At 59.7% G+C, this 21,831-nt stretch carries 19 protein-coding genes and 1 riboswitch; of the genes, 7 read left to right on the top strand and 12 right to left on the bottom strand.

Translation table 11 applies throughout. The annotated features are described in order from the left end of the window. The 4 genes from AC07UI_RS16040 to AC07UI_RS16025 all read right to left on the bottom strand — a co-directional run bounded on the left by AC07UI_RS16040 (position 1) and on the right by AC07UI_RS16025 (position 2,822). Positions 1-609: a YqiA/YcfP family alpha/beta fold hydrolase gene (locus tag AC07UI_RS16040; RefSeq protein WP_494993415.1), complete on the bottom strand. Its 609-nt coding sequence runs from the start codon at positions 607-609 to the stop codon at positions 1-3. 238 nt (positions 610-847) lie between these two features. After that, positions 848-1,663 (bottom strand): 3',5'-cyclic-AMP phosphodiesterase, encoded by an 816-nt coding sequence (gene cpdA, locus AC07UI_RS16035; RefSeq protein ID WP_494993414.1) that lies wholly within the window; start codon positions 1,661-1,663, stop codon positions 848-850. Between the two features lie 98 nt (positions 1,664-1,761). Then, on the bottom strand, positions 1,762-2,214 hold the full coding sequence (locus AC07UI_RS16030) for a DUF1249 domain-containing protein (RefSeq protein ID WP_494993413.1): 453 nt from the start codon (positions 2,212-2,214) through the stop codon (positions 1,762-1,764). Then, positions 2,205-2,822: an NUDIX domain-containing protein gene (locus AC07UI_RS16025; RefSeq protein ID WP_494993412.1), complete on the bottom strand. Its 618-nt coding sequence runs from the start codon at positions 2,820-2,822 to the stop codon at positions 2,205-2,207. Before AC07UI_RS16025 ends, AC07UI_RS16030 begins: the two co-directional genes overlap by 10 nt. A 256-nt stretch (positions 2,823-3,078) precedes the next feature. Here AC07UI_RS16025 and AC07UI_RS16020 point away from each other — a divergent pair, with 256 nt between their 5' ends. Beyond that, positions 3,079-3,825, top strand: a complete 747-nt coding sequence (locus tag AC07UI_RS16020) for an RsiV family protein (RefSeq protein ID WP_494993411.1) — start codon at positions 3,079-3,081, stop codon at positions 3,823-3,825. Here AC07UI_RS16020 and cytX read toward each other — a convergent pair. Together cytX and thiC are read right to left on the bottom strand one after the other, a co-directional pair. Beyond that, positions 3,794-5,086: a putative hydroxymethylpyrimidine transporter CytX gene (gene cytX, locus AC07UI_RS16015; protein ID WP_494993410.1), complete on the bottom strand. Its 1,293-nt coding sequence runs from the start codon at positions 5,084-5,086 to the stop codon at positions 3,794-3,796. The two genes, AC07UI_RS16020 and cytX, sit on opposite strands and share 32 nt — an antisense overlap. A 154-nt stretch (positions 5,087-5,240) precedes the next feature. Beyond that, complete coding sequence (gene thiC, locus AC07UI_RS16010) at positions 5,241-7,130, bottom strand: phosphomethylpyrimidine synthase ThiC (protein ID WP_494993409.1); 1,890 nt, start codon at positions 7,128-7,130, stop codon at positions 5,241-5,243. A gap of 168 nt (positions 7,131-7,298) precedes the next feature. Beyond that, positions 7,299-7,404: riboswitch (TPP riboswitch) on the bottom strand. A 197-nt stretch (positions 7,405-7,601) separates the two neighbouring features. Between thiC and AC07UI_RS16005 the strand changes: the two genes are divergently transcribed. Continuing rightward, positions 7,602-9,038: a TolC family outer membrane protein gene (locus tag AC07UI_RS16005; RefSeq protein WP_494993408.1), complete on the top strand. Its 1,437-nt coding sequence runs from the start codon at positions 7,602-7,604 to the stop codon at positions 9,036-9,038. A 47-nt stretch (positions 9,039-9,085) separates the two neighbouring features. On the opposite strand, the gene waaA is transcribed toward AC07UI_RS16005, so the two are convergent. Together waaA and AC07UI_RS15995 are read right to left on the bottom strand one after the other, a co-directional pair. Continuing rightward, entirely contained in the window at positions 9,086-10,360 is a 1,275-nt protein-coding gene (gene waaA / locus AC07UI_RS16000) for a lipid IV(A) 3-deoxy-D-manno-octulosonic acid transferase (protein ID WP_494993407.1), read from the bottom strand. A gap of 22 nt (positions 10,361-10,382) precedes the next feature. Next, positions 10,383-11,267, bottom strand: coding sequence for a LysR family transcriptional regulator (locus AC07UI_RS15995; RefSeq protein WP_494993624.1), 885 nt, complete (start codon positions 11,265-11,267; stop codon positions 10,383-10,385). Between the two features lie 109 nt (positions 11,268-11,376). Here AC07UI_RS15995 and AC07UI_RS15990 point away from each other — a divergent pair, with 109 nt between their 5' ends. From AC07UI_RS15990 to AC07UI_RS15975, 4 genes are all read left to right on the top strand, one after another. Continuing rightward, positions 11,377-11,709 carry a DMT family transporter gene (locus tag AC07UI_RS15990; protein ID WP_494993406.1) on the top strand — a complete coding sequence of 111 codons (333 nt, stop codon included), beginning with the start codon at positions 11,377-11,379 and terminating at the stop codon, positions 11,707-11,709. Positions 11,710-11,927: 218 nt separating this feature from the next. Continuing rightward, positions 11,928-13,103, top strand: coding sequence for an NAD(P)/FAD-dependent oxidoreductase (locus AC07UI_RS15985; RefSeq protein WP_494993405.1), 1,176 nt, complete (start codon positions 11,928-11,930; stop codon positions 13,101-13,103). After that, positions 13,100-13,912 (top strand): aldo/keto reductase, encoded by an 813-nt coding sequence (locus AC07UI_RS15980; protein WP_494993404.1) that lies wholly within the window; start codon positions 13,100-13,102, stop codon positions 13,910-13,912. The genes AC07UI_RS15985 and AC07UI_RS15980 overlap by 4 nt, the downstream gene beginning before the upstream one ends. A 41-nt stretch (positions 13,913-13,953) precedes the next feature. Further along, positions 13,954-14,919 (top strand): metal ABC transporter ATPase, encoded by a 966-nt coding sequence (locus tag AC07UI_RS15975; RefSeq protein ID WP_494993403.1) that lies wholly within the window; start codon positions 13,954-13,956, stop codon positions 14,917-14,919. A 47-nt stretch (positions 14,920-14,966) separates the two neighbouring features. On the opposite strand, the gene hldE is transcribed toward AC07UI_RS15975, so the two are convergent. The 4 genes from hldE to msbA all read right to left on the bottom strand — a co-directional run bounded on the left by hldE (position 14,967) and on the right by msbA (position 19,790). Next, positions 14,967-16,388 (bottom strand): bifunctional D-glycero-beta-D-manno-heptose-7-phosphate kinase/D-glycero-beta-D-manno-heptose 1-phosphate adenylyltransferase HldE, encoded by a 1,422-nt coding sequence (hldE, locus tag AC07UI_RS15970; RefSeq protein WP_494993402.1) that lies wholly within the window; start codon positions 16,386-16,388, stop codon positions 14,967-14,969. Positions 16,389-16,491: 103 nt separating this feature from the next. Then, positions 16,492-17,103, bottom strand: a complete 612-nt coding sequence (cysC, locus tag AC07UI_RS15965) for an adenylyl-sulfate kinase (RefSeq protein ID WP_494993401.1) — start codon at positions 17,101-17,103, stop codon at positions 16,492-16,494. Continuing rightward, complete coding sequence (locus AC07UI_RS15960; protein WP_494993623.1) at positions 17,096-17,800, bottom strand: sulfotransferase family 2 domain-containing protein; 705 nt, start codon at positions 17,798-17,800, stop codon at positions 17,096-17,098. Before AC07UI_RS15960 ends, cysC begins: the two co-directional genes overlap by 8 nt. A gap of 184 nt (positions 17,801-17,984) precedes the next feature. Beyond that, positions 17,985-19,790: a lipid A export permease/ATP-binding protein MsbA gene (gene msbA, locus AC07UI_RS15955; RefSeq protein ID WP_494993622.1), complete on the bottom strand. Its 1,806-nt coding sequence runs from the start codon at positions 19,788-19,790 to the stop codon at positions 17,985-17,987. A 159-nt stretch (positions 19,791-19,949) separates the two neighbouring features. Here msbA and AC07UI_RS15950 point away from each other — a divergent pair, with 159 nt between their 5' ends. Then, on the top strand, positions 19,950-21,803 hold the full coding sequence (locus AC07UI_RS15950) for an O-antigen ligase family protein (protein ID WP_494993400.1): 1,854 nt from the start codon (positions 19,950-19,952) through the stop codon (positions 21,801-21,803). The last annotated feature ends 28 nt before the right edge of the window (positions 21,804-21,831 follow it).

The following is a 21,831-nucleotide window of genomic DNA, read 5'->3' as shown; positions in this document are numbered from 1 at the left end:
TCACAGTGCGGTGAAATCGATCGCCTGATACTGATCTGCGCCGATGCCGGCAAAACTCAACAGGGCCGGTAACTGCCCGGCAAAACCCTGAAAACCATGGTCGCCGCCAGCCTGGATACGCAAGGCACAGGCTCGGTAATACTGCTGGGCGAGGCGGTAGTCCAGGGTCTCGTCACCTGTCTGCAACCAGACTCGAAACCGCTCCGGGTCCTGGGGCGCCGGCACTTCCAGTTCGGCCAGGGCCGTTATATGGTCGTGGGTCAATTCCCAGGTTTCATCGGTATACAGGTTTTTCTGACTGCCCAGGTATCCGTCGAACATCCGATGGGGGCTGACGGCGGGGTTGATCAACAAGGCTTTGAGGCCATGGCGCTCGGCAAGGTGAGTCGCATAGTAGCCGCCGAGGGAGCTGCCGACCAGCAGTGGTCGACCAAGTTCGGCAATCGCCCGCTCCAGCTGGCCAATCGCCTCACGCGGATGGTGATGCAGGGCTGGCACCTGCAATTGCTCACTCAAGCCAAGACTGTCCATCACGCTGATCAACTGACAGGCCTTTTTCGACGCGGGCGCGCTGTTGAAACCGTGGATATACAGGATCGAACCGGACATGCGAGCTCCCGCTATGCATCGCCAAAGATGGGGGGCAGTTTACAGGGACTGGCGTAGATTGACTTGCTCTGAGATGTATCTGGCTCTCGTAGCAGCTGGCGAAGCCTGCGTTCGAGGCCGAAGGATTCGCTAGTCCGATGCCCCCCGACTTCTCTGAAGATCCGTGTCGTCAGGTTTTACGACTGCTGCGCCCGAACGCGGACCGAGCCGAACGCAGGCTTCGCCAGCTGCTACAACGTCAGTACCCCTTGCCGCCATAGTCGACCTGGAAATCGAAGCCGGTCACCCGCTCAACCCCGGTTTCCAGCCGTCCGTCCGACAACAAACGCAACCAGCGATAGCCCGGCGCGAGGTCATCGACCTTGAAATCTTCGCTGCCGGGTTCGAACTGGATGCAAGTCGAGGGCGAAGCCAGAAGACGCACGTCATTGCGCCGCTGATCAATTTCCTGGTGTACATGCCCCCAAAGCACTGCGCGAACCTGAGGGAAACGGTCAAGTACCGCAAATAGCGCCTCAGGATTGCGCAGACCGATCGGCGCCATCCAGGCGCAACCGATGGAAACCGGGTGATGGTGAAAACACACCAGATGATGGCGCTCTGGAGCTTCGCTCAAGGATCGGGCGAGCAACTGCAACTGCTCATCCTGTAAATACCCCGGTACCGAGCCCGGCACTGCGGAGTCCAGCAAGGTAATCCGCCAGTTGCCGATATCCACCACGGACTCGAGCAACTGGCTCTGGGTGGCCGCCTCGGCCATCACCAGGGGCTCATCGTGATTGCCGGGTATCCAGCGCGCTGGCGCGGCGATCTGGCGGGTCATCTCACGAAATTGCCGGTAAGACTCCAGCGTACCGTCCTGGGACAGGTCGCCGCTGGCGATCATCAAATCGATTCGCGGTTGTTGCGCCAATACCAGCTCGATGACCTTTTGCAGGCTCTCGCGGGTATTCATGCCCAATAACGTCCCTTCTGCGTCGGCGAACAGATGGCTGTCAGAGAGCTGCACCAGCAACACGGAATCGGTGGTGGGCAGAGTGGATACGCTCGGCAAGGCGTTCTCCCAGGGCGTGATCACGAAATTGGATGAATGGCGCAATTATGCTGGGGAAACCGAAAAGGGGAAACCTGCGAAGCGGACGCAGTTCACATCTATCGCACAGCTTCGAACTCATGGCCGCAGGCCAGGCAATGGCTCAACCACTCGCCGAGGAACACATTGAGCTGGGCCTTCTCGTCCGGCTGGTGCATGAACGCATTGGGGTATGGATAAATGCCGCGAAAGCGCCGGGCATTTTCGGCACTGATGACTTCGGCCATGCGCGCGTCGTGATAGACCTGAACTTCCAGTTGCGGGATCGGCAGCCATGGCAGGCTGTGTTCCTGGCGCACTCGCAAAGTAGTGGTGTAAGGGCAGGCCTGGAGCACTTCCAGCGCCAGCACGCCGAGCATCTGGTCGCCCTGGGTGACGGCAATCCGCCGTGCGACAGGCTGGTTACGCATGTCCGGCAACAGTCGCATCAAGCGCGCGTAATTCGCCTCACAGGAGGCTTGCAGCCCGACCAGGTCGACCCGGTAGCGATCGCGTAACTTGTTTACGACCATAACCCCCTCACTTCAACGCGGTTCAAAGCCAGCCATTGCAGGGCAATGATGCTTGCCGCGTTGGAAATCAGTCCGTCGCGCACGGCTTGCAGGGCATCTTCGAACGCCCAGACCGTCACCCGGATATCTTCTGCTTCTTCCTCCAGCCCATGTAAGCCGCCGGCCCCAGTACTGTTACAACGCCCCAGAAACAGGTGTACGTATTCGGTGCTGCCACCTGGCGACGGAAAATATTTGATCATCGGCCAGAGTGCGGAGAACGTAAGCCCAGCTTCCTCCTGCGCTTCGCGGTGAGCAACTGCTTCCGGTTGCTCTTGCTTGTCGATCAGACCAGCTACCAGCTCGATCAGCCATGGATTGGCCGTCTTGCCCAGTGCACCGACGCGAAATTGCTCGATCAACACCACTTCATCGCGCTGCGGATCGTAAGGCAGTACACAGACTGCATCGTGGCGAACAAAGACTTCACGACTGATCTCACGACCCATACCGCCGGCAAACAGCTCATGGCGCAGATGTACGCGATCAAGCTGATAAAAGCCTTGAAAGCATTTCTCGCGCCGAACGATATCGACGGCTGTCGGAGTGGCGTTGGCAAAGTCAGTCATATCAATCCTAATTCCTGCAGTCCGATCCGAGGCTCCCCCTCGACTTCGCGCCATCCTAACGCGCTCTCGCCTATTGATGCAGCTCCTTTCCAGTCGCCGGGATAGACGGCTGACTACAAACCAACTCTAATTAGCGTAGGTCGTAATGACGGTCACGCAGTCATTCAACGCCAACACGACCTCGCGGCGAACTGACTGCTCCGCTGACAGTCGAAGCCGGTAACTTTTGCCTTTCTCTGGTTTATGAAGGACGCTCATGTCGCTGCTTAAAATCGCCTCCATGGCCTGTATCGCCCTGACTCTGGGTGCATGTCAAAGCCTGTTTCAGCCCAACTATCGGGCACCGCTGGAAACCAAACGCGACGCTCAAGAGCAGATCAAACCAGGCTGTAACACCCCGGATTGCCCGCTGGTGAACATCGATACGCTGCAGTTCCCTGCCGAACCGCAACTGGACGGCATCATTGAAAAGCGCCTGCTGCAATTGACCCGCACCTCGCCGGATGCACCGGTCCCGGCGTCGCTGAACGCTTACCGGGAGCAGTTCCTGCGTGAATCCGATAGCCGCCACGGCAGCTATTTACAGGCCAAGGTACGTGAGCAGCATGACGGCTTGGTGATCATCGAATTATCCAGCTATCTGGACACTGGCGATGTCCAGGGTCAGCCGGGACGTGGCTTCATCAACTATTCGCGCCAGCAGCACAAGGTGCTGAATCTGTCGGATATGTTGCTGCCGGGGCAGGAAGAGGCGTTCTGGAAGGCCGTGCAGGTGGCTCACAACAGCTGGCTGATCAACACCAGGCTGGATCATGAGCCTGAGTTTGTGAAAAGCTGGCCATTCCAGAAAACTCCGCATGTGGCACTGACCAACGGCGGGGTGATCCTCAAATACGAGGTGTCCACCATTGCGCCTTATGCACTGGGCCACATCGAACTGAATATCCCCTACCCGCGCCTGAGCGGCATTCTCAAGCCTGAGCTGTTTCCCGGCCGAAGCTGAAAGCCCGGCCCAGCACGAACTGCAACAGCCCTGCCAGTACCAATGACGGTAGGGTTGCGCCGATCTGGGGATAGAGATTGGCCAGCAGGTGATAGGTGCTCACCCCGCCCAACCAGGCCAACAGTGCCGGCCAGCGCAACGCCGATGACACCAGCTGTGCACTGCGCTTGCGCAGAATGAAATGATCCACCAGCACCACACCGAACAGCGGCGCGAATACCGAGCCGATCAATAGCAGGAAGTTCTGATACTGCGCCAACGGCGCGAAGCACGCGATCAGCGTGCAGATGACGCCGATAGACAACGCCAGATGTTCGACTTTCAAGCGCAACAGAATCCCGCTGGACACCGCTGCCGAGTGAATGTCTGCGAAGGCGTTTTCTGACTCGTCCAGCAGAATCAGCAGCAGCGGAATCCCCAGGCCAGCACCGGCCAGCGCCAGCAACAAGGCATTCACTTCACCGCTCGGCGCGAACGCCAGGGTGTAGGCAACACCCAGGCTCATCAGCCAGAAGTTACCGATAAAGAACCCCAGCGCCGTGCCACCGAACACGCTTTTGGCGCGCTTGCCAAAGCGCGAGTAGTCGGCAATCAACGGCAGCCAGGACAGCGGCATGGCAATGGCGATGTCGAAACCCACTGCAAACGGCAGCGAACCGTCACCGGCCTGAGCCCACAACGCAGCCAGATCGGCCTTGGCAAACAGGTTCCAGGTCAACCAGGTGCAGGCCGCCAGCAGCAACCAGATACCCCATTTGCGCAGGATCTGCCGCACAAAGGTCAATGGCCCGCTCACCGCAAGCAAGGTCGCCAAGGCACCGAACGCCAAGGTCCAGAGCAACGGATTAGCCAACAGGCTGCCGTCGCTGAAAGCCCGCGCACCGAGCAGGCTGGCAGCATCGCGCATGACGATGATTTCGAACGATCCCCAACCGATCAGTTGCAGCAGGTTCAACACCGCCGGCAGGCTCGCACCGCGAGTGCCAAGGCTGAGCTTGAGTGCAGCCATGGACGACAGACCCGTGTCGCTGCCGATCACGCCAACCGCGGCCAGCAGCAGAACGCCTACCGCGGTGCCCAGAAAAATCGCCAGTAACGAACCGGACAGGCCCAGGCCTGGCGCAAGCAAAGCGCCGGTCTGCAAGACCATCAGGCCGATGCCGAGGGAAAACCACAGGGAAAACAGATCACGCGCGCCGAACACGCGTTGCGCCAGAGGCACAGCGCGATCAGGAGAATAGGTGCTGATTGGAATGCTCAAGGGTGTTATCTCGGAGGAAAGATGTGCGTTTGATCGTTCCCACGCTCTGCGTGGGAACACAGCCTATGACGCTGCGCGTCATTGCCGAAGCGGACGCAGAGCGTCCCGTGAGGCATTCCCACGCTGTAGCGTGGGAACGATCATGGCTACTGGATCAAACTTTTTTGTACAGCTGACTGCCTTCTTTCTTGAATCGCTCGGACTGTTCTGCCATGCCTTGCGCCACATCTACATCGACCGCTTCAATCCGCTGGTTGGCCGCGTATTCGCGGACTTCCTGGGTGATTTTCATCGAGCAGAATTTCGGCCCGCACATGGAGCAGAAATGCGCAACCTTGGCCGAATCCTTCGGCAGGGTTTCATCGTGGTACGAACGCGCGGTGTCCGGATCCAGACCGAGGTTGAACTGGTCTTCCCAACGGAACTCGAAACGCGCCTTGCTCAAGGCGTTGTCACGGATCTGCGCGCCCGGATGTCCCTTGGCCAAGTCCGCCGCATGGGCTGCGATCTTGTAAGTAATGATCCCGGTCTTCACGTCATCCTTGTTCGGCAGGCCCAAGTGTTCCTTCGGCGTGACGTAGCAGAGCATGGCGCAACCGAACCAGCCGATCATCGCCGCACCGATACCGGAGGTGATGTGGTCGTAACCCGGAGCGATGTCGGTGGTCAGCGGGCCGAGGGTGTAGAACGGCGCCTCGTCGCAGCACTCCAGCTGCTTGTCCATGTTCTCCTTGATCAACTGCATCGGCACGTGGCCCGGGCCTTCGATCATGCACTGCACGTCGTGCTTCCAGGCGATTTTGGTCAGCTCGCCGAGGGTTTCCAGCTCACCGAACTGCGCTTCGTCGTTAGCGTCGGCAATCGAGCCCGGACGCAGGCCGTCGCCCAGCGAGAAGCTGACGTCGTAGGCCTTCATGATTTCGCAGATTTCGTCGAAATGGGTGTAGAGGAAATTCTCTTTGTGATGCGCCAGGCACCACTTGGCCATGATCGAGCCGCCACGGGAGACGATCCCGGTGACGCGCTTGGCGGTCATCGGCACGTAGCGCAGCAACACGCCAGCGTGGATGGTGAAGTAGTCGACGCCCTGCTCGGCCTGTTCGATCAGCGTGTCGCGGAACAGCTCCCAGGTCAGGTCCTCGGCCACGCCGTTGACCTTCTCAAGCGCCTGGTAGATCGGAACGGTACCGATCGGCACTGGCGAATTACGGATGATCCACTCGCGGGTTTCGTGAATGTGCTTGCCGGTGGACAAGTCCATGACGGTGTCCGAACCCCAGCGAATGCCCCAGGTCAGTTTCGCCACTTCTTCTTCGATGGACGAACCCAAAGCGCTGTTGCCGATGTTGCCGTTGATCTTCACCAGGAAGTTACGGCCGATGATCATCGGTTCCAGTTCGACGTGGTTGATGTTGGCCGGGATGATCGCGCGGCCGCGGGCGATTTCTTCACGCACGAATTCGGCGGTGATTTCTTTCGGGATACTGGCGCCGAAGCTGTGGCCGGCGTGTTGCTGGGTCAACAGACCGGCAGCGCGCGCTTCCTGCAGCTTCATGTTTTCGCGGATGGCGACGTATTCCATCTCGGCGGTGATGATGCCTTTGCGGGCGTAGTGCATCTGGCTGACGTTGGCACCCGCCTTGGCGCGGCGCGGGTTGTTGACGTGGGCAAAACGCAGCTTGGTCAGCTCCGGGTCGGCGAGGCGCTCCTGGCCGAAGTTGGAGCTCAGACCGGCCAGACGCTCGGTATCGCCACGGTCGTCGATCCAGGCGGAACGCACATCGCCCAGCCCCTTGCGCACGTCGATGACGACATTGGGGTCGGTGTACGGACCGGAGGTGTCATAAACGGTGACCGGCGCGTTGATTTCGCCACCGAAGTCGGTAGGCGTCACGTCCAGAGTGATTTCACGCATCGGCACGCGAATGTCCGGGCGCGAGCCCTGAACATAGATTTTTTGCGAGCGGGTAAAGGGCTGAACCGACTGTTCATCGACCTTGGCCGACTCACTCAGATTGGTGGCGTTTTTTGATTTTGTACTCATCACGGGCTCTCCAGACAACATCCAGGCAGTGGATTTTTGTCGGAGCGAACCTGTAACGAATGGACGCACCTGTCGCCGAAAAAACTAGCGGATGGTGCTGTGCTCAGTGCTCAAGGGGTGTTCGATTGTCGAACAACATCCCGGACGAAGCACAAGAGGACTCGCCGCAGGACGAGAAATCTTGTTCCCTACGCAGGCGCTAACCTGATCAGGTTCAACGGGATCCGGAATTATCCGATCTCAGCCTCATAACAAGGCACCCCGACAAGAACCCGGTCAGTCTAGACAGAACTCATTCAGAACGCCAATACCGGTGTAAACAGCGTGATGAATGGCGCAATTACAGGATTGTTGCCACAAGCCTGCACCACTACACTCGCTACGCGGCACCCTGGCCTTGACGCTCTGCACTGCGCGCCGTAGCCTTGGCGTTTAAATTATTGTCGTAATATTCACTCTAGGGATCGCCTCATGCTGCGCAAACTCTCACTGGCCCTCGCCGTGTCTTGTGCGTCCAATGGAATGGCCTGGGCAGCAGAAGCGCCCTTAACGACCAAAACCGATCTGGTCAGCGTCTACCAGGAAGCGGTGAACAACAACGCCGACATCGCTGCCGCTCGCGCCGATTACGACGCGCGTAAAGAAGTTGTGCCCCAGGCCCGCGCCGGCCTGCTGCCAAACCTCTCGGCCGGGGCCAGCGTGACTGACGTGCGCACGCAATTCGACCAGCCGGCCACCACCGCCAACCGCAGCGCCAACGTCTATCAGGCGACCCTGGCCCAGCCGCTGTTCCGCGCCGACCGCTGGTTCCAGTTGCAAGCCGCAGAAGCGGTCAACGAACAGGCATTGCTGCAACTCTCGGCGACCGAACAGAACCTGATCCTGCAAAGTGCCGAGAACTACTTCGCCGTGCTGCGCGCCCAGGACAACCTGGCCTCGACCAAGGCCGAAGAAGCTGCTTTCAAGCGCCAACTCGATCAATCCAACGAGCGCTTTGATGTCGGCCTCTCGGACAAGACCGACGTCCTGCAATCGCAAGCCAGCTACGACACCGCCCGCGCCAACCGGATTCTTGCCCAGCGCCAGGTGGAAGATGCCTTCGAAGCGCTGATCACCCTGACCAACCGCCAGTACAACTCGATTCAAGGCATCGTTCACACCCTGCCAGTGCTGGCGCCGACGCCGAACGATGCCAAGGCCTGGGTCGACACCGCCGCCAGACAGAACCTCAATCTGCTGGCCAGCAACTACGCGGTCAGCGCAGCCGAGGAGACCCTCAAACAGCGCAAGGCCGGTCATGCGCCAACACTGGACGCAGTTGCGCAGTACAAGAAAGGCGACAACGACGCCCTCGGTTTCAGCAACCCGACCTTTGGCCAACCATTCGGTGGCAACGTCGAGCAACGCTCCGTCGGTCTGCAACTCAATATTCCGTTGTACAGCGGTGGCCTGACCAGTTCGCAGGTTCGCGAGTCCTATTCGCGACTGAGCCAGACTGAACAGCAACGTGAAGCCCTGCGCCGGCAAGTAGTGGAGAACACGCGCAACCTGCACCGGGCGGTAAACACCGACGTCGAGCAGGTGCAGGCACGCCGTCAGTCGATCATCTCCAACCAGAGCGCAGTGCAAGCCACGGAAATCGGCTATCAGGTGGGAACGCGCAATATCCTCGACGTGCTGGACGCTCAGCGCCAGCTCTACACCTCGGTACGCAATTACAACAACACGCGCTACGACTACATCCTCGACAACCTGCGCCTGAAACAGGCGGCCGGGACGTTGAACCCTGGGGATTTGCAGGATCTGTCGCGCTACCTGAAAGCCGACTACAACCCGGACAAAGACTTCCTGCCACCGGACCTGGCCAAGGCCGCACAGGAGCAGCTCAAGGCTAATCCCGGGTATTGAATTTTTGCGGCAGGAGCCGAGCGGGCTTTTTGTGGCGATGCTCGGCCCTAGTGCATCAACCCCCCCAACCCATCCAGCAAGCGCTTTAGCGCTCCTTGATTGGCGTGCATCACCTTGAGTCCCGCCTCAGCCATCTTCTGCGCATCGTGCGGTAACTCGAACAGCCGCTGTACTGCTACCGCCAAACCATGCGCATCGTCCACTTCCTGCAACGCTCCGGCCTCTCGCAACAGTGCAGCGATTTCGAGGAAGTTGAACAGGTGCGGGCCGCTCAGCACCGGTTTGGCCAGCGCGGCCGGTTCCAGCAGGTTATGCCCGCCGCTGGCCACCAGGCTGCCGCCGACAAAGGCACTGTCCGCCAGCGCATAGAGAAACAGCAGCTCGCCCATGGTGTCACCGAGCAACACTGAGGTGTTCGCGGTGACGGCTTCAGACGAGGAGCGGCGTACGGTAGTAAAACCCTGTCGCTGACACAACTCGAACACCGGGTTGAACCTTTCCGGATGACGCGGCACCAGAATCAGCAACGCATCCGGATGGCTGGCGAGCAACTGTCGATGGGCCGCCAGCACCACCTCATCCTCACCTTCGTGGGTACTTGCGGCGATCCACACCGGACGTTCCATGGCTTGCCATTGGCGGCGCAAGTCGGTGGCGCGCGCCAGCAATTGCGGATTGATGCTCAGATCGAACTTGATAGAGCCGGTCACCTCGACCGTCTCAGGCCGCGCACCAAGATCACGAAAACGCTGCGCCTCAGCCTCGGTCTGCACCGCGAACCAGCTCATTTCGCCAAGCATCGGCTGAGTCAGCTTTGCAAAACGGCCATAGCCCCTGGCCGAACGCTGCGATAACCGTGCATTGGCCAGCGCCACGGGAATCCCGCGTTTGGCGCACTGATGAATATGATTGGGCCAGAGCTCGGTTTCCATGATCACCGCCAGTTTCGGCTGGACCCGTTCGAGAAACCGTGCCGCAGCACATGGCAAGTCGTAAGACAGATAGCAGTGTTGAATTCGCGGTTCGCCAGCGAACATCTCGCTGATCCGCTGCGAGCCAGTCGGGGTCATGCAGGTCACGGTGATTGGCAACTGTGGGTAACGTTCGAGCAAGCCTCGGATCATCGGTGCGGCGGCAATGCTTTCGCCCACGGAAACCGCGTGCACCCAGATCCCGCCCGGCTGCAGGGTTGGCAAACCAATGGAAAAGCGTTCGCCAATTCGCTTGGCGTAGGCCGGCGCCTTGCGCGCCCTTAGCCACAGACGCAACGCCACCAATGGCAGCCCGAGATAAAACAGCAAGGTGTATAGAGTTCTATTCATGGCGGCGGAGTTTATCGGTTTTTTAGCCGATCGCCTGCAAGTGCACGGCAAAACGTTCCGCCAGCCAGCGTGCGGCCGGACCAAGGGGCTCGTCGCGGCGCCAGACCAGCTCCACCACCAGCGCCGGCGGGGTCCATTCGCTGACCAGCTCGACCATCTGCCCCTGATACGCCGGGTACTGCACCACGTGCCGCGGTAACCAGGCCCAGCCCAGACCGCGCATCAGCCATTCGGCCATCACGTAGAAACTGTCGGCGCGCCAGACCTGCGGGCTGACCTGCTCGCCGCCTGGATATCCGCTCAACTGCGGGGCAATCAGCAATTGCCGATGCCGCGCTAACTGTTGGCGATTGACGTGCTTCTCGTTCGCCAGCGGGTGCCCGACCGCACACACGGTGACCATCTCAACGCTACCCAGAGCCCGACGCTCCAGGGCTTCGGGCATGTGCTCGTGGTGAAACAGCAAACCCAGGTCGGCGCGCCGCTCAACCAGCTTGCGCGCCACGTCACCTTGAGCTCCGCTGGCCAGTTGTACTTCAACGCCGGGAAAACGCTCGGCCAACGCCTCAAGACTGTTGAGCACTGGCTGAAAAGGCATCGCTTCGTCCTGGGCCAGGCGCAAACGCGCTTCCTGACCGCGCATCAGCGCCAGTGCCCGGCCATTGAGGCGTTCGCACTGGCGCAAGACTTCCCGCGCCTCTTCCAGCAACGCGCTGCCGGCTTCGGTCAGACGCGGCTGGCGGCCACTGCTGCGTTCGAACAGGCTTACGCCCAGATCCGCTTCCAGCATCGCAATCGAACTGCTGACCGCCGACTGTGCCTTGCGCTGGTCGCGAGCCACCGCAGAAAACGAGCGTTGCTCGGCAACGCTGACAAACAGCCGCATCTGCTCCAGATTCCACTGAATGCTCATCACTCAACCCATCTTCAAATCAGATAGGCAATGACTTTACCCCATCTCCACAATCTCTAGAATGCCGACCTCATCAAGCAGGCCAAAACACGAGGAACCGCCCATGAACGCTTACTACTACCTGGCCATCGCCATCTGCGCCGAAGTGATCGCCACTGTTTCGATGAAAGCGGTCAAAGGCCTCAGCACTCCGCTCCCCCTGCTGTTGATCATCGTCGGTTATGGCATCGCCTTCTGGATGCTGACCCTGGTAGTGCGCAGCATCCCGGTCGGTGTGACCTACGCGATCTGGGCCGGCATGGGCATCGTGATGGTCAGCATCGCGGCGCTGTTTATCTACGGGCAAAAACTCGACATCCCGGCAGTCGTCGGCATGGGAATGATCGTTCTGGGGGTGGTGGTGATCCAGCTGTTCTCGAAAACTGCCGGGCACTGAAAAAGCAGCAAAGCTATGCAGTTTCGTAGCAGCTGACGAAGGCAGCGTTCAGCCGCGAAGCGGTTGCAATCAGTGTAATCCGGTGTTGCTGGCAGACCGAATTCAAACCATTTACGACTGCTGTGCAGCCGGACGCAGCCTTCGGCAGCTGCTACAGGGGGATCCGGTGAATATGAATCTGTATACTGCGCCCCTAGTCTGAACACTGAGGTCGCCGCATGCCATCCGTTATTTCCACCGACGTTCTGATTGTCGGCGCCGGGATTGCCGGCCTCTGGCTGAACGCGCGCCTGCGTCGCCAGGGCTTTTCGACTGTGCTGGTGGAAAGCGCCAGCCTCGGGGGCGGGCAAAGCGTGAAGTCTCAAGGGATCATTCACGGCGGCGCCAAGTACGCGTTGCACGGCGCGCTGACCGGCGCATCTGAAGCCATCGCCGACATGCCACGCCGCTGGCGCGAAGCCTTGGCGGGTACCGGCGAGCTGGACCTGTCCGGTGTACGCCTGCTCTCCGAAGCCCACTATCTGTGGTCCCCCGGCACGATTGCCGGCAATCTCACCAGTTTTTTCGCCAGTAAAGCCGTGCGCGGCAGGGTCGATCAGGTCAAGGGCGATCAACTGCCGCCAGCGCTGCAAGACCGCCGCTTCAAGGGCAAGGTCTATCGGCTGGCGGAGTTGGTGGTCGACGTGCCGAGTGTTATCGAGCGCCTGGCCCAATTGGCCGGTGATGGCCTGCTGGCCGGTCAGACAATCGAGCCTCTTGTGGAAAACGGCGAACTGGTCGGACTGCGGGTCGATCGGCGGGAAATCCGCGCGCAACGCATTGTCCTCAGTGCTGGCGCCGGCAATGCCGACTTGCTCGCGGCTTTGGGTCTGAGCCAGCCGGCGATGCAACGTCGGCCATTACACATGATCATCGTCAAAGGCCCGACCCTCAAACCTCTGTACGCCCACTGCCTGGGTGGCGGGCCGAAGCCGCGAATCACTGTCACCACGCACCCGGCGGCCGATGGCCAGTGGGTCTGGTATCTGGGTGGTGATATCGCCGAAGCCGAAGGCGTCGCCCGTGAACCGGCTGCGCAAATCACTGCGGCGCAGAAAGAGCTCGGCAATCTGCTGCCGTGGGTCGACCTGAGCCAGGCGCAATGGGCGACCTTGCGGGTTGATCGGGCGGAGCCGGCGCAATCGGGCCTGACCCGTCCAGACAACGCCTTCCTCGCCGAACAGGATCGTCTGTTGGTGGGCTGGCCAACCAAACTGGCTTTGGCGCCGGACTTCGCCGATCGCGTCCTGGCCGCGCTGGACCGCGACGGCATTCAGCCAAGCCATGCGGCGGCCTTGCCCGAACTGCCGAAGCCGCCGATGGCACAGGCCGTCTGGGAGCAGCTGTTGCCATGAGCCAGGCCACCTTGCACGACCTGCATCGCCCACTTGGCAGCACCGGCCTGCTGGTCTCGCCGCTGGGGCTGGGCACCGTCAAATTGGGTCGCGACCAAGGGGTGAAGTATCCCAACGGGTTCCAGATTCCCGACGATGACGAAGCACGAATGCTGCTCAAACTGGCTCGCGACCTGGGTATCAACCTGATCGACACCGCCCCGGCCTATGGCCGCAGTGAAGAGCGACTCGGCCCGTTGCTGCGCGGCCAGCGGCAAGAGTGGGTGATTGTCAGCAAGGTCGGCGAGGAGTTTTCCGACGGCCTGTCGCACCACGATTTCAGCGCCGAACACACGCGTTTCTCGGTCGAGCGTAGCCTGCAACGCCTGGAAACCGATTTCATCGATCTGGTGCTGGTGCACTCGGACGGCAACGACCTGGCCATTCTCAACGACAGCGAGGTCTACCAGACCCTGGCCGAGCTCAAACGTGAAGGCAAAATTCATGGCTTCGGCTTTTCCGGCAAGACCGTCGAAGGTGGTTTGAAGGCTCTGGAGCAAGGCGATTGCGCCATGGTCACCTACAATCTCAACGAACAGGCTGAGCGGCCGGTCATCGACTATGCTGCCGCACACGGCAAAGGCATTCTGGTGAAAAAGGCTTTGGCCAGCGGTCATGTCTGCTTGAGCCCGGGTGTTGACCCGGTCCGCGCCAGCTTCCAATTGCTGTTTGAGCATCCCGGTGTTGCCAGTGCTATTGTCGGGACCATTAATCCGCTGCACCTCGCCCACAATGCGGCGACTGTCGCGCAGGTTTTGCGCAGAAACTGACGCCGCCGCCGCGGCCGCCCCCGACGCAGGAAGGAGCTGAGATGCCGCGCACGCTCATTAGAAAGAACCCCAGCAACTTCAAAACCCTGCCGTTGATCGTCGAAGCGACTCCCGAAGGCCTGAGCTATCAGAGCATCGGGATGCCGCTGAATTTTTCGCAAACCCTGCAGCGTCGTCGCCCGGTCATGGTCGCTGACGCCCAGCGTTTTTCTCTCGAACTGGCCAACCTCGGGGTATCGGTTCGTCTGACCCTGCATTGGCAGAATCGTGATTACTGGGTTTTGGTTCGCCAACGACGTCAGGACCGTGGCGATGTCGTGCTCAAGCTGATCTCCGGTTATGTACCGGCCCACGAATTGAACCTGCCGCTGCACACCGCGATTCAGGAGATCGCTGAAGAGTGCCTGCTGGAAACGCCTGAAGGCTGGCTCAGCGGGCGCTTCAACGACACCTGGCTGCCGGCGCCTTATTCGACCGCGCTGCATTACCGCGAAGCCCTGCCCTTTCGCCTGACGCCATTCTCCGGCGCGGCGCGGCCGGTGCGTTGCGCCAATATGCAACTGATCGAACGCCCAAGAGCCTACGTACATCTGCCCACGGCTTCGCTGCAGTTGATTTACGACTTGCGTCTGGATGTTCCGAAAGAAGCCAAATCACTGAGCCTGTTCCACGTCGATGAGCGTCTGGAGGGTGATCAACTGGTCGCTCGCCTGGACCGCAAACGGCCTGACCTTTATCTGATGCCGCTTGAGGATGGCGAGCCCTTGGCCGAGCTCTATACCTTGAAAAAGGGTCATCTATACGCGGCCAGCACTCGTGGCCTGTATCTGGCAGAAAGCTTTGCCCGGCAGGACGGCTGGCTGGTGCGCGATGAGCGGATTCGCTGGAAGGACTGGCTCAAGCAGCAAGGCTTGAACCACCCGGCGAATGATTCAGGTTTCAAACGCCTGACCGGCAAGGCGCGGCAGCTGCTGAAGAAGATCGTACCCAGGAGCGTTGCACGCTAACCTGTGGCGAGGGGGTTTGCCCCCCTCGCCACAACGACCGCGCAGCTTCAGTTATTACGAATCTTCTCGACGATCGCCGTGGTCGAGCTGTTTTCAACCAGCCCCAGCACCTTCACCGTGCCGCCATAAGCGCTGACGATGTCCGCGCCCACAACCTGGTCGATACCGTAATCGCCACCCTTGACCAGCACATCCGGCTTGACCTGAGCCAGCAGATTTTCAGGTGTACCCTCAGGGAAGCTGATGACCCAGTCCACCGCGCCCAGACCGGCCAATACCGCCATGCGCCGGTCGACACTGTTGATCGGTCGACCCGGCCCTTTCAGGCGGCTGACCGAAGCATCGTCATTGACCGCAACGATCAAGCGATCGCCTTGCGCCCGAGCTTGCTCCAGATAGGTCACATGCCCGGCATGCAGGATGTCAAAGCAACCGTTGGTGAAGACAATCTTCTCTTTATGCGCGCGCGCATCATCGATTGCCAGCAACAACTGGTCGAGGCTCAACACACCACGCTCGGAGCCTTCCTCGCGCTGGATGGCGCGACGCAGTTCAGGCGCACTGATCGCCGCCGTACCCAACTTGCCGACTACGATACCCGCCGCCAGATTGGCCAGAGCCACGGCATGCGGCAACTCTTCACCGGCAGCGATAGCTGCTGCCAAGGTGGAAATCACGGTGTCGCCGGCACCCGTCACGTCGAACACTTCACGAGCACGAGCCGGCAAATGCAACGCCGGTTGATCGGGGCGCAACAGCGTCATGCCGTGTTCGCCACGAGTCACCAGCAAGGCACCCAGCTGGAGATCGTGCATCAATTTAGCGCCCTTGGTCACCAACTCATGCTCATCGGTGCAACCACCAACGATGGTTTCGAACTCACTGAGATTGGGCGTGATCAGGCTGGCACCGCGATAGATCGAAAAGTCTTTGCCTTTCGGATCAGCCAACACCGGAATACCACGCGCGCGCGCAGCCTGGATCAGCACCTGATGATTTTTCAACGCGCCTTTGCCGTAGTCGGACAGCACCAGCACCTTGATACCTTCAAGCAGCTCGTCGACCTCGGCAGCCAATGCCAGCGCATCAGTGGCGAAGGGTTCTTCGAAGTCGATCCGCAGCAGTTGCTGGTGACGACTCATGACCCGCAGCTTGACGATGGTTGGCTGGTGGGGGATGCGCTGGAACAGCGCCCGCACACCTGCACCACGCAGACTGTTGGCCAGGCTATCGGCGGCCTCGTCATCACCGGTCACACCGACCAGAGAAGCGGGTGCGCCGAGAGCGGCAATGTTCAAGGCAACGTTGGCGGCACCGCCCGGGCGGTCCTCGATTTGCTCGACCTTGACCACCGGCACCGGCGCCTCAGGGGAAATCCGTGAGGTACCACCATGCCAGTAACGGTCGAGCATGACATCGCCGACCACCAAGACAGGGGCTTGATCGAATCGCGGCATGGACAACTTCATGGAGCAACCCACATACAGAATGAACAGGGGCGCGATATTAACACAGGGTGAACGCTACCTAGTTCGACGGCTTCAATAGGCTGGAATCACACGAAAAACCTGCTCACTTTTTGAGCAGAGCATCCATCACACCCTGGATTGCATCCGACAGTTCCACCTCGTCGGTATTGATCTCGCAGTCAGCCTGCTGCGGTGCTTCATAAGGGCTGTCGAGGCCGGTGAAGTCCTTGAGCCGCCCTTGCAGCGCTGCTTGATACAGTCCTTTGGGGTCACGCCGGGCGCAGATATCGAACGGTGTGCTCACATACACCTCAAGAAATTCATCCGGGCCGAACAAGGCGCGGGCCGCGGCACGATCGGCACGAAACGGTGAAATCGCCGAGACAATCACAATCAACCCGGCGTCGACCATCAACCGCGCCACTTCGGCAATGCGCCGGATATTTTCCTTGCGCGCCTCGGGGCTCATGCCCAGGTCATTGCATAGTCCATTGCGCACGTTATCGCCGTCGAGCACAAAGGTGTGCAGACCACGCTCATTGAGCTGCAGCTCAAGGGCATTGGCCAGGGTCGACTTGCCAGCACCGGACAGCCCCGTCAGCCAGACACAACGCGGCGGCTGATTCTTGAGTGCCGCCCGGGCGGTTGGCGACAGTGACATTGCATAGGGGCGGATCTGCGGAGGTTGCTCGTAGATAAACGACGATTTATTCATAGCCGAGCATCTCATAGTCACGCTGGTAGACCCGACGCACCAGACGGCGAGTGTGTGCCGAGCAAAAATCACGAGCGGGCGTCGATTGGCGATGCTGGGAGCGATTCAGATGGGGTAATGGCGAGACACTCCCAAAATGCTCGCACAACAGTTGAAAGTCACGATCCAGGTGTTCCTGATAACCCACGAAATCCATCGCCATATGCCCCATGGAGTCGACCAGGAAGTCGGTCTGGGCGGCGAAATGCAGCTGCTTCTTGATATTATCTGGATGCAGCCAGCGACCAATAAAATCATCGAAGTCACGGTAATGACTGACCAGCGTCTGGGCCAGTCGGTCGCGCCGCCCCAGGTCGTTGCAACGCAGGAAAGCGTAAGCCGAATAGGCCCGCTCCAAAGGGTCACGAACAAAGGCGAATTTGAAACTGCGGGAAAACTGCTCGGGAAATTGCTGTTCGTACCAATACAGCGGCAAATGCCCTGGCATCCAGCCGTCGAATAGCGCGGAGCAAACGCTGCTCCCTGCACACTTGGGGACGTGAATGAACACACAGGAGCGCTGCTGGAAAGCCTGAGGGAAGCGCACATTGGCCGACATCGACTTGTTCACGACTTGCCGATCCACAACCGACAAACGCCCCAGCAGAAACGCTCGTTGCTGTTTGGGTAATAACTTCCATAAGAAGCGCTGCAACATTCCGGTACCCACACGAGGCGGATAGCCACCCCGAAGCCAATGATTCATGCTAGAACCGTAGCAGGTGAAATGCGGAAATTTATTTAGACATAGTCAAGAATGTAAGGATATGGATACAAACGCCCTGAGCGCGTTGCACGCCGAGGCGGTTTCAGGGTGAGCATGGCTCACCCTGAAGTGGGTATCAGGCGATACCTTGCGGTGCGGGCGCATCGAGGCCCAGTGCATTCAATCGAGCGTAATAGCCATTCTTCGCCAGGAGCTCGGAATGGGTACCGCGCTCGACAATCCGGCCCTGATCCATGACCAGGATCAGGTCGGCTTTTTCAATGGTCGACAAACGGTGGGCTATCACCAGCGTCGTACGGCCTTTCATCACCTGATCCAGAGCTGCCTGAATATGCCGCTCGGATTCGGTATCAAGGGCTGACGTCGCCTCGTCGAGAATCAACAGCGGGGCGTTTTTCAACAGCGCCCGGGCAATCGCAAGACGCTGACGCTGGCCGCCGGACAACAGCACACCGTTCTCTCCCACCTGGGTGTCCAGGCCTTGAGGCAACTGCGCGATGAAGTCCATGGCATAGGCATCCTTCGCTGCCTTCTCGATATCTTCGCGGGGAGCACCAGCGAGGTCTCCGTAGGCAATGTTGTTGGCCACAGTGTCACTGAACAAGGTGACATGCTGCGTCACTTGAGCGATATGCCGACGCAGGTTCAGCAGCTTGTACTGCTCGACCTCAGTCCCATCGAGAAGAATCTCGCCTTTATCGTGGTGATAGAAACGCGGAATCAGATTGGCCAGAGTCGACTTGCCACTCCCTGAACGGCCAACCAGGGCGACCATTTGCCCCGGGTCGACAGAAAAACTGATGTCATCGAGCACCTGACGGTCGGTACCCGGGTAGGTGAAGCTGAGGTGACGCACCTCGAGTCGCCCCGTGACAGAGTCACGCTCGACACTGCCTTTGTCGATTTCGGGCTCCACATCCAATTGCTCGAAAATGCTCTCGGCACCGGCAACGCCCTTCTGGATCGTCGAACTGACTTCCGAAAGCTGCCGAATCGGTTTAGGCAGCAAGCCGGCAAGGGTGATGTACGCCACCATGTCGCCCGCCGACGCATCACCGCGCAGCGCCAACACCAGGAACATCAGCACTGCCATGGCGGTGTAGATCACCAGCTGCAGCATCGGCGTGTAGATGGCGCTGGTACGGGTCATGCGCAGTTGCTTGTCGGTGTTGCTCTGACTCGCGCGTTCGAAACGGTCGCGCTCGTAGATTTCACCGCCGAAGCTGCGGACCACGCGATAACCCTGGATGGTCTCGGAGGCCACATGGGTCACGTCGCCCATCGCCACCTGGATCTTCTTGCTCTGCTTGCGGAACTTGGAGCTGGCGCGACTCACCATGAACGCAATCAGCGGCAGGATGGCAACCATCACCAGTGTCAGACGCCAGTTCATGATCAGCAGGGAGATAAACAGGAATACAACCGTCATGCCCTCCCGGAACACGACCTTGATCGCATCTGTCGCCGCTCCCGTGACCATGGTCACGTTGAACGTGATGCGTGAAATCAGATGCCCGGAGTTGTGCTTATCGAAGTAACGATTCGGCAGCACCAGCAGGTTGTTGAACAGCTGCACGCGCAAATCATGAACCAGGCCCAGCGAGACCCTGGCCAGGAAGAAGTTGCCCAGGAATGAACCGGCGCCCTGCCACGCGGCGATCAGAATGATCAGCAAGGGGACTGCATGCATCAATTGCAGATCGCGCAGATAGGGGATCGAGGGGAACAACGCGGCCTCTGGATTGGACAGGCCATCGACGAAATACTTGAGCACGTAGCCAAGCATCGGCTGAGTCGAGGCGAAAACCAGGAAGCCGACAATACTTAGCATGAACAGGCCGATGTAAGGCCGCACATAACCGAGGAGTCGGAAATAGATTTTCAAGCTCGAAGGGCTTGCGGAGAGACTGGAGTCGGTCATATCACGCGAAGTTTTCAAAAAAAGGATGCTGACTTTATCACAGCTTCTTCCGGTCTCAGCCGGGATCGTTCGAACCGGGCGCTCGGTGGCAATATTCCGGCGGACCAGGGTAGATAGATGCGCTAGTATTATCGGCCCTTAATCGGAATACAGTTCATCATGCCATCCAGCAGGATCAACACCAACGCGGCCCGGGTTTTCGATTTCATCTGCCTGTGGGTGCTGCCTCTCGGCTTTTTTCTTTTGCTTTGCGGGCTGTTTTTTCTGCCTGCGCGCGGCGCCCATCAAAAGCTGTTTTACGGCCTGGTGAGCGCCCCTGCCCTGATCGCCCTGTGCATACGCCCCAGCGAACTGAAGATCATCCTGAGAGAGCCGCTGGTTCAGGCATTCCTGCTTTTTTCCGGCTGGGCGCTGCTGTCGCTGAACTGGAGCCCTACGCAAGCCAGCCTGATAAGCCTGGCAAAACCACCGCTGTATATTTTCATGCTCTTTGCTGGCGCCAGCCTCCTGCTGCGCTACCGCGCTGAAAGCCTCAAGCCCGTCCTGCTGGCCGCGGCCCTGATTGCGTTGGCCGCCAGTGTGTTCGATCTTTATATTTTCCTGTCGCACTATGCACCGGGCGATCGGATGATCGGCGGGGGCGCCTTTGACAACCCCTTGCTCAGCTCCCACCTGTTCGGTTTTTTCTGCACTTACTGGTTTTTTCTGGGCATGACCGTGCGCAACCCGAAGCTGCTGCTTGGCATTGCCCCAGCCTTTCTGATCATGTTCGCGGCCGCCCTGGCAACCAGTTCCAGAACGCCTCTGGTTGCCATCGCCATGGCAGGCCTCTGGCTGGCATTCATTTGCTGGAACCGTCGTTCGCTGTTGCTGCTGGCCATCATGGGCGTCACTGCCGCAAGCGTGCTGGCCGCTTTCCCGGAGATGATCCTGGCCCGCGGTGACTCCTACCGCTTCGAAATCTGGAGACAGGCGCTGCATCTGATCGCTGATGCGCCCTGGATTGGCCATGGCTATGACGCGACCCTGAGCATCGATCCAGGGGTTGGGTATGCCTTCAGCGAACCCCATAACTTTGCCTTGGGCGTACTCTTCTATGTCGGCATCATCGGGCTCCTGCCCTGGCTGGCCATGCAGCTTCGAGGGCTGTTCGACTGCTGGCGCCAGCGCTCGCAACCGCTGTTTATCCTGGCGTCGGCCCTGATGGTATTCGGTATAGGGGCCAGCCTGACAGAGGGTGGCGATATCCTCTACACCCCCAGGGAGCATTGGTTCCTGCTGTGGATTCCGCTGGCACTGATGGCCGCGCTGAGCATTGCGCAGCGCACCAATCGTCTGTCGAGGCTTGCGGTTCGCAGCCTCACTGCCGACGACGCTCAACGCATGACAGCCAACGCTCAGGTGGTCGAAGAAGACGGCCTTGGTCCCAAAGTCCTCAAGCTCGAGGATGGCAGTTTTCTGAAGCTGTTCCGTGCCCGCAGCTGGTATACCTATGGCAGCTACTACCCCTATTCCGAGCGCTTCGCCGAAAACAGCCAACGCCTGGCCCGTGCAGGCCTGAACACCCCACCGATCCTCGAGCTGTACCACATGCCCAATGGCAGCAGCGCCGTACGCTATCTGCCCCTGTCAGGCAGAACCCTGCGCCAGGTGCTGCAAGGCATGCCCAGCGTGAGCGTTCGCCAGGCACTGGTGCAACGTTTCGGGAGTTTTCTGGCAGAACTGCACGAACACGGGGTCTATTTCCGCTCATTGCACCTTGGCAACGTTCTTTTGCTGGAGGACGGCGGGTTCGGCCTGATCGATCTGGCGGACTTGCGCCTCCTGCCCTCGTCCTTGAACCTGGAGCTTCGTCGACGCAACCTGCGCCATATGCAGCGTTACACGCAAGACCGCTGCTGGCTGTTCGACGCGCACTTTACCGATCTGCTTCAGGGCTACGCCATCCTGGCACCGGACAACGCAGTCAAATGCATGCACAAGCAAGTGCACGCCCTTGGTTTGGCGAGCTGATTGAACCTGTGGCGCCTCCTCGCTACTG

The organism is Pseudomonas sp. GW821-FHT04C07, from assembly GCF_059420325.1.
Note: the sequence above shows the minus strand (reverse complement) of the source record. Positions and strands in the feature narration are given on the sequence as shown.

What these genes read in the sequence shown, in the direction of transcription:
- AC07UI_RS16040 (WP_494993415.1), bottom strand. Translation starts at nt 609, where the DNA reads ATGTCCGGTTCGATCCTGTATATCCACGGTTTCAACAGCGCGCCCGCG.
- AC07UI_RS16030 (WP_494993413.1), bottom strand. Translation starts at nt 2,214, where the DNA reads ATGGTCGTAAACAAGTTACGCGATCGCTACCGGGTCGACCTGGTCGGG.
- AC07UI_RS16025 (WP_494993412.1), bottom strand. Translation starts at nt 2,822, where the DNA reads ATGACTGACTTTGCCAACGCCACTCCGACAGCCGTCGATATCGTTCGG.
- AC07UI_RS16020 (WP_494993411.1), top strand. Translation starts at nt 3,079, where the DNA reads ATGTCGCTGCTTAAAATCGCCTCCATGGCCTGTATCGCCCTGACTCTG.
- thiC (WP_494993409.1), bottom strand. Translation starts at nt 7,130, where the DNA reads ATGAGTACAAAATCAAAAAACGCCACCAATCTGAGTGAGTCGGCCAAG.
- AC07UI_RS16005 (WP_494993408.1), top strand. Translation starts at nt 7,602, where the DNA reads ATGCTGCGCAAACTCTCACTGGCCCTCGCCGTGTCTTGTGCGTCCAAT.
- waaA (WP_494993407.1), bottom strand. Translation starts at nt 10,360, where the DNA reads ATGAATAGAACTCTATACACCTTGCTGTTTTATCTCGGGCTGCCATTG.
- AC07UI_RS15990 (WP_494993406.1), top strand. Translation starts at nt 11,377, where the DNA reads ATGAACGCTTACTACTACCTGGCCATCGCCATCTGCGCCGAAGTGATC.
- AC07UI_RS15985 (WP_494993405.1), top strand. Translation starts at nt 11,928, where the DNA reads ATGCCATCCGTTATTTCCACCGACGTTCTGATTGTCGGCGCCGGGATT.
- AC07UI_RS15980 (WP_494993404.1), top strand. Translation starts at nt 13,100, where the DNA reads ATGAGCCAGGCCACCTTGCACGACCTGCATCGCCCACTTGGCAGCACC.
- AC07UI_RS15975 (WP_494993403.1), top strand. Translation starts at nt 13,954, where the DNA reads ATGCCGCGCACGCTCATTAGAAAGAACCCCAGCAACTTCAAAACCCTG.
- hldE (WP_494993402.1), bottom strand. Translation starts at nt 16,388, where the DNA reads ATGAAGTTGTCCATGCCGCGATTCGATCAAGCCCCTGTCTTGGTGGTC.
- cysC (WP_494993401.1), bottom strand. Translation starts at nt 17,103, where the DNA reads ATGAATAAATCGTCGTTTATCTACGAGCAACCTCCGCAGATCCGCCCC.
- AC07UI_RS15960 (WP_494993623.1), bottom strand. Translation starts at nt 17,800, where the DNA reads ATGTTGCAGCGCTTCTTATGGAAGTTATTACCCAAACAGCAACGAGCG.
- msbA (WP_494993622.1), bottom strand. Translation starts at nt 19,790, where the DNA reads ATGACCGACTCCAGTCTCTCCGCAAGCCCTTCGAGCTTGAAAATCTAT.
- AC07UI_RS15950 (WP_494993400.1), top strand. Translation starts at nt 19,950, where the DNA reads ATGCCATCCAGCAGGATCAACACCAACGCGGCCCGGGTTTTCGATTTC.